This window comes from Synechococcus sp. JA-3-3Ab (assembly GCF_000013205.1).
Lineage (GTDB): Bacteria > Cyanobacteriota > Cyanobacteriia > Thermostichales > Thermostichaceae > Thermostichus.
Map to the genome: position 1 here is coordinate 2,152,908 of NC_007775.1, position 11,695 is coordinate 2,164,602.

Genomic DNA, 11,695 nt, shown 5'->3' on the forward strand with positions numbered 1-11,695 from the left:
CTTCCGCCCTGGGGTGCTCCCTCTGCCTGGGCCAAGATCAAGTCAGGATCCCATCGGGGATGGCCGATGGATCCCAAAAAGTGGGATGGCCCTGGGCCAAAGGAGATATCCGATGAAGCTGTCTATTCCCCTCCAACTCAGCCTCAGCCTGGCTCTGCTCTTGGGGGCGGTCGTCCCTGCACAAGCCCAGCGGATCGTCATCGACGGGCGCGGGATCCTGGTCGAACCCAGCACCGGTGGCTCGGTCATCCTCAACCCCGACCAGCCGCTCTTGGCTCCGATCCCGCCTGGGGGAGTTCCTTTTTCCCTCGATGCAGAGGGCCAAGTGGTCTCTGCCCCTGGCTACCGCTGCAGCGCCGCCACCGCTGCCGACAACTCTCCCATCATCTGCCGCTCCCAGTTCAACCCCAACGACGTGGTGGTCTACGAGCGGGATGGCCGCTCCAACACCTTCTTCGTCAATACTGACAACCCTGTGATCCAGCCTTCCGGCAGCGGCCTGCGGATTCTGCCCAACTCCGAGCCGGTGCAGCCCTCCGGCAGTGGCTTGCGCATCATCCTCAACTGACAGACGGGAAGCGGCCCCCTGTCTAAGGGGATCCCTCAGGAGCAGCTCCCGCTCGTCTTGCCTCCAATTCCCTTAGGATCTGCCGGTGGCGCTGCCGGGTGATGGGGTACAGCCACACCAGCAGGATCCCACCGATTAAAGCCACTGCCGGCAGGGGGCCGATGGCGAGGCGGATGGCCAGCAAGGCCAATTCTGGCTGGAGGGGTGGGGCCTCTCCGGCCACCGAAGGGATAAAGCCGGCCCAATCCAGAGCTTGTCCCACGAAAAACAGCCCTAGCGCCAGGCCCACCTTTTGCAAGAACACCATGAAGGCATAGAAGATCCCTTCCCGCCGCTCCCCAGTGTGCAGCTCGTCCAGGTCGATGACATCCGGCAGCATTGACCAAGGGCCAAGATACACTGTGGCGGAAACCCCGATCCCTGCCAACAGGGCTAGTGCAATCATGAGCCGCTCCTGGCCGGCCTGCAGGAAAAATAGGCCCGCCTGCGAGATGAGCCAAAACCCCGCCCCGATCAGGTACATGGCGCGCTTGCCCAGCCGAGCGCTCAGGCATGTCCAGGCAAACAGGGTCAGCACGGCAACACTCTGAACCGCCAACACCACCAGAGAAATCCACACCTCGGGCAGGCCCATCCAGAAGACGATGAAATAGGGGATGATCGTGGCTGTGAACTGAAAGGCCAGCCAAGAACACAGGTAGATGCCGCTGACAAACAGGTAGGGGCGATTGCTGAAGGCCACCCGCAGTTGCTGCAGCAGAGGCAGCGGATCCCGTTGGGATTGAAAACGTTCTCGTACTCCCCAAAAGCAGAGCAGCAGGGGCACAGCCGAGATGGCCCCAAAACAAGCCCCCGCCAGCAGATGGCCGGCAGCCCGATCCGGCAGCAGGTTAAACAGCAGCGGAAAGGTAACCACGGCAACCATGCTGCCCCCCACCGAGAAGGCAAAGCGAAATTGGTTGAGCCGGGTGCGCTCGTCGTAATCCTGGGTTAGCTCCGCCGTCAGGGAGGCGTAGGGGATGTTGGCGGCAGAATAAAAGGTGTTGAACAGCAGGGACACCGCCAGGTAGTAGGCGAAAAGGGGGCCCATCTGACCGGGAAAAGGGATCCACCACTGAGCTGCAAAAGTCAGGCCAAAGGGGATGGCCGAAAACAGCAGCCAGGGGCGGCGACGGCCCCAACGGCTGCGGGTGCGGTCGCTGAGGATGCCGATGATGGGATCGTTGACGGCATCCCAAAAGCGGGTGATGGCGTAGATGCTGCCGGCCAAGCCTGCCGCCATGCCGACGGTATTGGTGAGAAAGGGCAGCAGGAAAAAGATGAGGATATTGGCCGTCATGCCCGTGCCCAGATCCCCCACCCCATAGGCCAGCTTCGTCCGCAAGCTCAGTCGTTCTCCGGTCATGGCCTGCCTTGGCAAAGGAGAGTCTTACTTAGTCTAGGGGGAAGGGGCAGGCGAGAGGGCTAATTGCCCTTTTCGCGGAGGGGCTAAGAGCGCATCTGGCTCATCGCCTCCAGATTCAACGCCTTGGCCACCTGTTCCGGGCTCATCAAGTTGCGCTCCAACACGATCTGGCGGATGGGCTTGCCGGTTTCCAGGGAGATCTTAGCCACCTCTGCCGCCTGCAGGTAGCCAATGTAGGGATTGAGGGCAGTCACCAAAGCCAGCGTCCCCTCAGCATAGCTGCGGCAGCGATCCGCCTGGGCGGTGATGCCGCGGACGCAGCGCTCGGTAAAGACGCGCAGGCTGTTGTTGAGGATCTGCAAGCTATGCAGGAGGTTATAGGCAATCAGCGGCATCATCGCGTTGAGCTCAAATTGGCCTGCCTGGGCGGCGAGGAGAATGGCGGTGTCCAGGCCGATCACCTGAAAGCAGACCATGTTCAGCATCTCGGCCATCACCGGGTTGTACTTGCCGGGCATGATGGAGGAGCCGGGCTGTACCGGCGGCAGTTGGATCTCTTTGAGGCCAGTCTTGGGGCCGGAATCCATCAGGCGTAGGTCGTTGGCCATTTTGATGGCATCTTGGGCCAGGTTGCGCAGGGATCCCGACAGGTGCACAAAGGGGGCCATGCTCTGCATCGCCGCCATGGGATGGGGGGCCGGGGTAAGGGGCAACTGGGTGTACTCTGCCAGCCGTTGCACCACCTTTTGCCGGTACTGGGGATGGGTATTGAGGCCGGTGCCGACGGCGCTGCCCCCCAGCCCCAAGCTGCCCAGAGCCTGGCTGGCCTCCTCGATCCAGCGGCGGTGCTGGGCAAAGATGGCCGCATAGGCGCCGAAGCTATCTCCCAGCCTTATGGGGACAGCATCCTGCAAATGGGTGCGGCCCGCCTTGAGAATGCCGTGGAACTCCTGTGCTTTCTGCTCCAGCGCCGCCACCAGGTTGTCCAGCGTGCCCAAAAGATCCCGCCGCACCCGCAGCAGGGCCGCCAGGCGAATGGCGGTGGGGATGACGTCGTTGGTGGATTGGCCGTAGTTGACATGGTCGTTGGGGCTGACCCGCTCGTAGCGCCCCTTGGGCTCTCCCAGGATCTCCAGGGCGCGGTTGGCCAACACCTCATTGACGTTCATGTGGTGGGAGGTGCCCGCCCCGGCCTGGTACACATCCACCACAAACTGATCCCGCAGGGATCCCTGGAGGATCTCGTCTGCCGCTTGGACAATGGCCTTGGCCACGTCGGGGGGAATGCAGCCCAGCTCGCCGTTGACCTCCGCCGCCGCTTTTTTGATGAGCACGCAGGCCTCCACGTACTCCGGCAGCGGCTTGAGGCCGCTGATGGGAAAATTCTCCAGGGCGCGGGCGGTTTGGATGCCGTAGTACACCGACTGCGGCAGTTGCCGCTCCCCCATCGCGTCCCGCTCGCTGCGCACTTGCAGTGGGTCTGTCTCTGGAACCATGGCACAGCTCTAGCTGGCAGGTTTTTGGGAAGGTTCCTGTAGAGGTAGGGATCCCTTTTCCTGGAGAGCAGCCAACTGCTGGCTAATCCGCTCGTTGTTTTCCGCCAAGACGAGCACCATGGCCGCGCAGGCCAGATGAACTCCTGCCCGGAATTCGGCCGAGGCTTTGTACTGAGCCAGCGCCTCGCTATCTCCTTCTCGCGGGCTCAGGATCAGTTGCACCGACTTTTGGGCCAACTCTTTCAGTTCCCGTTCCGTTAAACCGAGCTGCACCACTTTTGCCCTCCCTGCTAACCGGAAAACAAGCCCCCCCCTGCCCTCTCACCGGCAGGAGCGCCACTTTGGTTATCCTACCGCGGTTGCTGCCCCAATCCAGCATCCTTCTTCCTTCCAGTGGGTCGGCGAACCCCTAGAAGAAAACAAAAAATGCCGGCTAGTATAGGTGCAGCATGCCTTGCCCTCCTGGCCGATAGACCACTTGGGGGTGCAAGTCCGTCGGCCAGCAACGGCGCAAAAGAGGCTGCTATTCTCTGAGTACTACCATCTAGGTTGTTGTTCACAGAGAGGAAAACTTGTCCGTAGAACGTCCACTTGACCGCTTGCCCCGCAAGCAGCGCGCAGAGCTGCCGGCCATCAACGAGCGCATCCGCTTCCCCAAAATTCGCCTCATCGACACCGATGGCACCCAGTTGGGGATCATGAGCCCGCGCGAAGCCCTGCGCCTGGCCGAAGAAAAAGATCTGGACTTGGTCTTGGTCAGCGACAAGGCGGATCCTCCCGTCTGCCGCATCATGGACTACGGCAAGTTCAAGTTTGAGAAGGAGAAAAAAGAACGGGAGGCCCGCAAAAAACAACACACCGCCGAGATCAAGGAAGTGAAGTTTCGCTACAACATCGGCGAGCACGACTACCACGTCCGCCTGCGCAGCGCTCAGCAGTTTTTGGGGGATGGAGACAAGGTAAAAGCCACGGTGATGTTTCGCGGTCGCGAGGCCCAGCACGCCGAGTTGGGGGAAGAGTTGCTGCAGCGCTTGTTCAAAGACCTAGAAGGCGTGGCGGAAATGCAGCAGCCCCCCCAAAAGGAAGGGCGAAACATCACGATGATCCTCTCCCCCAAAAAATCCACCTGAGGAGGGATCCCGTCTATGGCTCTTGCTGTTGGGGATCCGGCGCCGGAGTTTACCCTGCCCGATGCCGAGGGCAATTTGGTCAGCCTGAGCCAGCTGCGGGGCCGGCGGGTGGTGCTCTACTTCTACCCGCGGGACAACACTCCCGGCTGCACCCGAGAAGCCTGTGGCTTTCGCGATGCCTACGCCGAGTATCAGGCGCACGGGATCCACGTCTTGGGGGTGAGCGCCGACGACGCCCGTTCCCACCAAAAGTTTGCCCAAAAACTGCAGCTTCCCTTTCCGCTGCTGGTGGACGAGGGGGCCAAGGTGGCCAGCGCCTACGGCGTCTATGGCCCGAAAAAGTTTATGGGCAAAGTCTATAACGGCATTCACCGCACCACCTTTGTCATCGATCCGGAGGGGAAGATCGAGGCCATCATCACCAAGGTCAAGGTGGAGGCTCACGCGGCGGAGCTGCTCAAGCAGTTAACCGGCTCCTAAGCTCTCTGTTGGGGGGTGCAGGGGGAGCAGCCCTGTCGGCAAAGGTGCCTAGGTGTCCAGCGTTCCCGTGCCGAGATTAGGACAAGAAGAGAGCGGGCAGGGGATATAACGATACAAGGTGCCGGTATGGATTCCCCTGGGGCCGTGTCCCGACGCACCCGTACCACCAAGTCGATTCACGACAGCTACCAAATTTTGGGTTTGGCCGGCCAAGGGCAGTATGGGCGCGTGTTCTGTGCCCGGCCCCGCCACGGGGGGGATCTGGTGGCCCTCAAGGAGCTGCCGGCAGAGCGCTTTCCCACCCCCAACCTGCTGCGGGAGCTGCGCTACCTGCTGACATTGAACCACCCCAACATCACCCGCTGCTACGCCCTCGAACATGCCCGTGAGGGGCGCTATTTGGTGTTGGAGTACTGCGAAGGGGGCACGCTGCGGGAGCTGATCGACCAGGTGGAGCGGGGGCTGTGGCTGCCGGTCAAGCAGGTTTTGGGCTTTGTGGATCAGATCTTGGCCGGCTTGGATCATGCCCATCGACAGGGGGTAATCCACTGCGATGTCAAGCCAGAGAATATCTTGCTCAAGCCCACGCCCCAGGGTTGGCAACTGAAGCTGACGGACTTTGGCATCGCTCGTCACCCCCAGCCTGCTCCCGGCGAGATCTCTGCCACCGGCTCCCCCGCCTACATGGCGCCAGAGCGGTTCTACGGCCAGTTCAGCCCCGCTTCTGACCTCTACGCGGTGGGGATCATCCTCCTGGAGCTGTTGACGGGCCGGCGACCCTTTTCCGGCTCCCCCAGCCAGTTGATGCACGCCCACCTCAACCAGCCGTTTGTCTGTCCGGAAGGGATCCCGGCCCCGCTGCAGGAACTGCTGGAGATCACGTTGCGCAAGTTGCCCCTGCGGCGGTTTCGCACCGCGGCCCAGATGCGTTCGGCCCTGGCAACCTTTGCCCGGGAGTGGCAGGAGCCAGCCGGTTGTTGGGTCGGCCCTCGCCTGTCCAGGCGGTCACCTCCCGGCCTGCAGGTCTGGGATCTGCCGGATCCGGGTTTTGTTGGCGAGGGCGGGAGGGAGTCCCTGCCTGAGCAAAAGTTCTGCATCTGTGAAGATCCGAGCGGCTCCCGATCCCCGCTGCTGCTGCGGGTAACCCCTCAGCGGCTGGAGTGGCTGGATCTGCAGACCCTTGCCTCAGGAGCGCCGCCTCTGGCCTGTTTCTCCTTGGCCGAACCGTTGCAGCAAGTGCTGCCCTTGCCGAGCTTCCCGGAGGCTTTGGCTTTTTCCAAAAGCAACCTTTTGCACCTGAGTCCCGCGCGCGTCCGTACCTTGCTGAGTTTTGCGGAGGATTGGCGAGCCACCTGGCTGGCGGAGCGGCAGGAGTTGGTCTGGGCCACTGCCAAAGAAATTGGGGCAGTGCAATGGCTGCCGGCTGGGCCAACCGTAGCTCAACCTTTTCCGGAGTTCCACTGCTACTTTCGCTGGCCTTGGCAGGTGCCAACGGGATCCCTGCTCCGCTTGCTGGCTCTCTCGGAGCATCTGGTGCTGTTGGCGGGATTGGGGCGGCAGTGGGTGGAAATGACTGTGTTGCCCTATCCGGCGGCCTGGCCTCCGCAGACGGGCTCCCAGCCGCTGCGCTATCGCCTACCCCTGGATCCCAGGGGGAGAGTGCTCAGCTTGGGGGAGCGGCTGCTTTTTGCCGGCGGGGATGGAGGAGGCCAGGGATGCTGCCCCCACCTTTGCTCGGTGCAGGTCAACCCGCTGCGGCTGCGCCGCTGGTTTTTGAAGGGGTGGCCCCTGCAAATGGCCAAGGCCCCTTGGGGCGTGCTGCTCCTGTGTCGCGAGGGGGAGGAGTTCTCTTCCCTCTGGCTGTATAGCGAGGGGGGGTATCCCTTGGCCCAGGTGGCCGTGCCCGTCGGATCCGAGGTGTTGCAGGTGGGGCAAAGGGGACTGGTCTGGCTGCAAGTGCCCAAGGCCGGGAAGCCGCAGCAATTTCAGCTTTGGCAGTTGGATCTCAACCAGTTGCCGGCGAATGGCCATGCCGCCGAGGGGGTTGCTTTGGGCTAGCGACGGGTTTTTTGCTTTTGAAATGGCCCTAGCTGAGCTTGGGCTGTTCGGCTAGCTGCTGGAGTGGGCTTGGCGAGCCAATTGCTTGAGAAAGGCCAGCGGATAACGGCTGTGAAGCTGCTGCTTGAGCCGCTCTTGCAGGAGCTCCTCTTGCCAGGGATCCCCCGATTGCAGCCACTCCAGGTAGCTCAGCCCCGCCACCCGCGTCAGATAGGCTCCGCTGGCCGCCTGCAGCGGGATCCCCATGAGCATCCAGGGACTGGCTTTGAGGGCAGAGCCCAGGGCCTGGGTGGCCAGCTCCAGTCCCCCAAGCTGCACGATCATTTGCGCCAGGCTGTGGGCCATTTGTTGAGCCTGCTGCAGGGTGATGCGGCGATCGAACACCTGATGCAGCTCCCCGATCATGCGCGCCTGGATGACCACCCCCGCCAGCATATCCAAAGCCGGAAGGGGAGTCACGGCCAGGGCAGCAGCGGTGGCCCACTGCATCCGCTCCACGATCTGGCGACCCTGGTGGTAGCGCTCTTCCCGCAGGGCCTGTTGGACGGCCTCGCTCAAGGTTTGGGTTTGCAACAGGGCGTTGGCCAGGCGCAGATGGGATCCCTTTTGCTGCAGCAGGCGGGCCATCTGCTGGACCAGGGCGCCTGTATCGGGGGGCTGCGGCTCCCAGGTTTCTTGTCTGGAGCCATCGGGGAAGCAGTAGCGAACCTTCAAGGGCTCCGGGTCGGCGGCAATGGCCACCACCTGCTCAGGGGGAATGACGCCGGCGGTGCGCTGGCGCAGGTGGGCCAAGATGATCTCCACCTCCTCCGGCAACATCTGATCCGTCTTGTTAAGGGCCAGGATGGTGGATTTCCCCAGCCGGGCCAGCTCGAGCAGCTCGGCATATTCTGAGGCCAGCAGATCCCCAGCCACCACCAAAATCAACAGATCCGCCTTCTGGGCCAGGGCGCGGGCCTCCGCCTCGCCGGCGCCGCCGATGGTCAGCAGGCCAGGGGTATCGGTGAGGGAGATGGGGCCACTCCAGCCCTCCAGTTGATAGGTGTGAATGGATCCCTGCTGGGTGGTGCCCAGGGTGGGAGCGGTTTCCCCCACAGGCTGCCCCAGCAGAGCGTTGATGAGAGAGGTTTTGCCGGCAGAAGCGGTGCCGAACACCACCAGGTGCAATTCTTCCTGGGCCAGCCGTCGATCGATCTCCCGCGCCTTGGCCTGCAAGGCGCGACGGCTAATGTCGTCCTGCAGCTTCTGGATAAGGCGATCGACATCCTGCAGATCTGCTTGCACCTGATCCCGCGTCAACTTAACCCGCCGCCGCGGCTTAGCCGCTGGGGTGGGATCCTGTTGCGGTCGGCGAACCTGTTGCCACCAATGGCGTGCCACCAGCCCTGCCGCCACTGTTCCGCCCAGGATGCCGGCCACCGCCAGATCCGCCAGCGGCACCGAATAGGGAGCCACAAAGCTGTAGATGCCCTCAACCCATTGCAGGTATTGGCTGAGAGCCGCCAAGCCCAGCCCCGTCAACAACCACAGCCAAGTGGAGCGCGACAACACCATGCCAACCCACAGCTTGCCCAAATGCCCAATCGGGAACAGATCCTGATCCCCAGGCAAACCCTGAAGATCTATCTAGTCTAGAGATCTGCAAAGGCGAGAGAAGCGTTCGCGAATTTAGGACGGCTGAACCCTCTCCGCTGGCAACCCCGGCGCAAGCGGGCTCCGCAGCCGCTTCTCTAGCATAGGGCTAGCTGTAGCTGGGCATACAGTTTTTGCAAGAAGCTTTGTTTAGGAACAGCTACCCACCGGCAAAACCAGAAGCTGAAGACAGAAAACGCCAATCGAGATCGCCCTCAGCCCAAGTGGCCAAAAAGGCCAGGGATCCCTGGCAAAACCGCCGGCGGCTCCAGCGGCGCTGGCAAAAACTCGCCCCCCCGGTAGTCCAATAGCTGCACCAACAACAAATAGCCCACCCCCAGGGCAATGGCCAAAGCTCCCGTCATAATGGCTACCCACTTGGGCCGTTCCACGCTGGGCCTCCCAATCACTGCCGGACTTGATCTTCTTTCTTAATAATGCCTGAAGCCTTAGCGAGGTGGGATCAAGACGGTGTCGATGACGTGGATGATGCCGTTGGCAGCTTGAATATCCGCGGTGATCACGTTGGCGTTGTTGATGCGAATCCGTCCGCCCTCAAGAAGGGTGACAGTGACAGGGGATCCCTGCAAAGTCGTCACCTGCTGGCCGGATCTGAGGGCGCTGGAGGGGGCCAAGCCGGGAACCACGTGGTAGGTGAGAATGCGCACCAGCTCTGCCCGGTTCTCAGGCCGCAGCAAGGCTTCCACCGTGCCAGGGGGCAAAGCGGCAAAGGCAGCATTGGTGGGAGCAAAGACCGTGAAGGGGCCTTCTTGCTGCAAAGCCCCCACCAAGCCCGCTGCCTGCAGGGCCGTCACCAAGGAAGTTAGGGTTAGCAGCGGCAACGGCGACGATATTGGGCAGCGGCGTAGGGCTGGGAGAGAGAGTCGGAGTGGGCGTCGGCAGGGCAATGGCTGTATCGTTGCTGGAACTGTCACAACCGACCAAGGCCAAGCAGGTGGCCGCCGTCAGTCCAAGGGTGAGGGCTTTGCGATTCATAACAAAAGTTAATAACTCAAAACATTCGTCTCCATCTTAGGGTCAAAAGCCGTTCTCGCACGGGTGGCCCTAGAGCAGAGCAGGGGTCACTTTTGCGTAGAAGTGGCTACGGTAAAGTTCGGTATTCTGGGTGTGGTTGCTGGAGGGGAGAAAGGGGATGAACGGGATCGGGATCCCATCTTGGCGGCGGCAACTGCGTCGTTGGCTGCCCTGGGCTGCCCTGCTGCTGCTCCTGGTGGCCATTGGCTACTGGGTGGGCCCCCGACCTCGGCCTTATCCCCAAGAGCCAGAGCTGCCCACCCTGGCCCCTCTGCCGCAGCACCCCCGCATCCGGGTGGCGTTCAACCAAAGCCGCGAGAGCACCTATCGGGATCCCTATCGCCAGGTCTATCGCTACGGCTACAACCTGGAGGAGCTGATCCTCTCCCAGATCCGCTCCGCCCAGCAGTCGCTGGATGTGGCGGTGCAAGAGTTGAACCTGCCCCTGATTGCCCAGGCCCTGGCCGAGCGGCGCCAGGCCGGGATCCCGGTGCGGGTGATTACCGAAAATACCTATGTGCGGGCCTGGCACCAGCTCACCCCTGACCAAGTGCGGGCGTTGGACGAGCGCAGCCGCCGCAAGTACGAGGAGTACCGCAACTTGGTGGATGTGAACCGGGATGGGCGCCTCTCCCCAGAAGAGATCGCCACGCGGGATGTCTATGCCCTGCTCGATGGGGGGCAGGTGCCCTGGCTGGACGACACCGCCGACGGCTCCAAGGGCAGCGGCCTGATGCACCACAAGTTTGTGATTATCGACGGGCAGCGGGTGCTGACCGGATCGGCCAATTTTACCCTCTCCGATATCCACGGGGATTTCGATGCCCCCGGCAGTGTGGGCAACGCCAACCACCTGCTGCTGCTGGATAGCCCCGAGCTGGCTCGCCTCTACACCGAGGAGTTCAACCTCATGTGGGGAGATGGGCCGGGAGGGTTGCCCGACAGCCGCTTCGGGGTGCAAAAGCTCAAGCGTCCCCTGGAGACGGTTTACCTTGGCGATGCCATCGTGGGGGTACATTTTTCTCCCAGCAGCCGCTCCCTGCCCTACGAGGCCACTTCCAACGGCATCATCGCGGCCACCCTGGCCCAAGCGCAGCAGCAGGTGGATCTGGCCCTGTTCGTCTTTACGGACTCAGGCATTGCCAACCAGCTCAGGCAACTGCGCCAGGAGCGCAACGTGCTGATCCGCGGCGTGTTCGATCCCGGCTTTGCCTTTCGCGACTACAGCCGCACCCTGGAGATGTGGGGGCTGCTGCTCCCGGACGAAAACTGCCGGGTGGACGCGGCCCGCCTGCCTTGGACAGTGCCCGCTTCATCCGTGGGCGTGCCCAACCTCGCCCCGGGAGACAAGCTGCACCACAAGTTCGCCATCGTCGATCCCGGCACTCCTCAGGCCACGGTGATCACCGGATCCCACAACTGGTCAATGGCGGCCAACCACATCAACGACGAAAACCTTTTGATCATCCGTAATGAGCGGGTGGTGGATCACTTTGTGCGCGAGTTCGAGCGGCTCATTGCCGAGGCCCGCTTTGGCCCCAGCCGCCGCCTGCAGCAACAGGCGGAAGAGAGAGCCCGCCTCTGCCCCAGCCCTGTCCCCGTCGCCCTCTCCTCATCTGAAGCAGAGCCGGAGCTGCTGGAAGTCGAGGTGATCTCCGTTCCTGACAGGGGATCCCCTTCCCAGCCCGCTACCCCGCAAGCTTCCCGCGTGAACTTAAACACCGCCACCGCAGCAGAGCTGCAGCAGTTGCCCGGCATTGGCCCGGCCCTGGCGCAGCGCATCATCGAGGCCCGTCCCTTTTCCTCCTTGGAAGATCTACAGCGGGTCAAGGGCATCGGGCCGGCCCGGATTGAGCAACTGCGGGATCGGGTCACCTGGTAGGGATCCGGT

11 protein-coding genes are annotated in these 11,695 nt (G+C 62.4%); 5 read left to right on the forward strand and 6 right to left on the reverse strand.

Features of this window, described 5'->3' with window-relative positions; all coding sequences use genetic code 11:
- The first annotated feature begins 112 nt into the window (after positions 1–112).
- On the forward strand, positions 113–568 hold the full coding sequence (locus CYA_RS10070; protein ID WP_011430954.1) for a hypothetical protein: 456 nt from the start codon (positions 113–115) through the stop codon (positions 566–568).
- Between the two features lie 22 nt (positions 569–590).
- Here the strand turns inward: CYA_RS10070 and CYA_RS10075 are convergent, their stop codons facing one another.
- The 3 genes from CYA_RS10075 to CYA_RS10085 all read right to left on the reverse strand — a co-directional run bounded on the left by CYA_RS10075 (position 591) and on the right by CYA_RS10085 (position 3,745).
- Positions 591–1,973, reverse strand: coding sequence for an MFS transporter (locus tag CYA_RS10075; protein ID WP_011430955.1), 1,383 nt, complete (start codon positions 1,971–1,973; stop codon positions 591–593).
- An 83-nt stretch (positions 1,974–2,056) separates the two neighbouring features.
- Positions 2,057–3,469, reverse strand: a complete 1,413-nt coding sequence (locus CYA_RS10080) for an aspartate ammonia-lyase (protein WP_041438484.1) — start codon at positions 3,467–3,469, stop codon at positions 2,057–2,059.
- A gap of 9 nt (positions 3,470–3,478) precedes the next feature.
- Positions 3,479–3,745: a hypothetical protein gene (locus CYA_RS10085; protein ID WP_011430957.1), complete on the reverse strand. Its 267-nt coding sequence runs from the start codon at positions 3,743–3,745 to the stop codon at positions 3,479–3,481.
- A 296-nt stretch (positions 3,746–4,041) separates the two neighbouring features.
- Here CYA_RS10085 and infC point away from each other — a divergent pair, with 296 nt between their 5' ends.
- The 3 genes from infC to CYA_RS10100 all read left to right on the forward strand — a co-directional run bounded on the left by infC (position 4,042) and on the right by CYA_RS10100 (position 7,137).
- A complete protein-coding gene (gene infC / locus CYA_RS10090) occupies positions 4,042–4,599 on the forward strand; it encodes a translation initiation factor IF-3 (protein WP_011430958.1) in 558 nt (185 codons plus the stop codon).
- A 15-nt stretch (positions 4,600–4,614) separates the two neighbouring features.
- Positions 4,615–5,079, forward strand: coding sequence for a thioredoxin-dependent thiol peroxidase (bcp, locus tag CYA_RS10095; RefSeq protein ID WP_011430959.1), 465 nt, complete (start codon positions 4,615–4,617; stop codon positions 5,077–5,079).
- A gap of 126 nt (positions 5,080–5,205) precedes the next feature.
- Positions 5,206–7,137 carry a serine/threonine-protein kinase gene (locus tag CYA_RS10100; RefSeq protein WP_011430960.1) on the forward strand — a complete coding sequence of 644 codons (1,932 nt, stop codon included), beginning with the start codon at positions 5,206–5,208 and terminating at the stop codon, positions 7,135–7,137.
- Between the two features lie 51 nt (positions 7,138–7,188).
- Here the strand turns inward: CYA_RS10100 and CYA_RS10105 are convergent, their stop codons facing one another.
- The 3 genes from CYA_RS10105 to CYA_RS10110 form a co-directional block, all read right to left on the reverse strand.
- Entirely contained in the window at positions 7,189–8,691 is a 1,503-nt protein-coding gene (locus tag CYA_RS10105) for a GTP-binding protein (protein ID WP_228375273.1), read from the reverse strand.
- A 293-nt stretch (positions 8,692–8,984) separates the two neighbouring features.
- Complete coding sequence (locus tag CYA_RS14815; RefSeq protein ID WP_011430963.1) at positions 8,985–9,161, reverse strand: hypothetical protein; 177 nt, start codon at positions 9,159–9,161, stop codon at positions 8,985–8,987.
- A 57-nt stretch (positions 9,162–9,218) separates the two neighbouring features.
- Entirely contained in the window at positions 9,219–9,611 is a 393-nt protein-coding gene (locus CYA_RS10110) for a fasciclin domain-containing protein (RefSeq protein ID WP_228375274.1), read from the reverse strand.
- A 311-nt stretch (positions 9,612–9,922) separates the two neighbouring features.
- Between CYA_RS10110 and CYA_RS10115 the strand changes: the two genes are divergently transcribed.
- Positions 9,923–11,686 (forward strand): phospholipase D-like domain-containing protein, encoded by a 1,764-nt coding sequence (locus CYA_RS10115; RefSeq protein WP_011430965.1) that lies wholly within the window; start codon positions 9,923–9,925, stop codon positions 11,684–11,686.
- Positions 11,687–11,695 lie beyond the last annotated feature (9 nt).

Coding starts and splice junctions, on each gene's coding strand:
- CYA_RS10100 (WP_011430960.1), top strand. CDS start 5,206: ATGGATTCCCCTGGGGCCGTGTCCCGACGCACCCGTACCACCAAGTCG.
- CYA_RS10080 (WP_041438484.1), bottom strand. CDS start 3,469: ATGGTTCCAGAGACAGACCCACTGCAAGTGCGCAGCGAGCGGGACGCG.
- bcp (WP_011430959.1), top strand. CDS start 4,615: ATGGCTCTTGCTGTTGGGGATCCGGCGCCGGAGTTTACCCTGCCCGAT.
- CYA_RS10070 (WP_011430954.1), top strand. CDS start 113: ATGAAGCTGTCTATTCCCCTCCAACTCAGCCTCAGCCTGGCTCTGCTC.
- CYA_RS10115 (WP_011430965.1), top strand. CDS start 9,923: ATGAACGGGATCGGGATCCCATCTTGGCGGCGGCAACTGCGTCGTTGG.
- CYA_RS10075 (WP_011430955.1), bottom strand. CDS start 1,973: ATGACCGGAGAACGACTGAGCTTGCGGACGAAGCTGGCCTATGGGGTG.
- CYA_RS10105 (WP_228375273.1), bottom strand. CDS start 8,691: ATGGTGTTGTCGCGCTCCACTTGGCTGTGGTTGTTGACGGGGCTGGGC.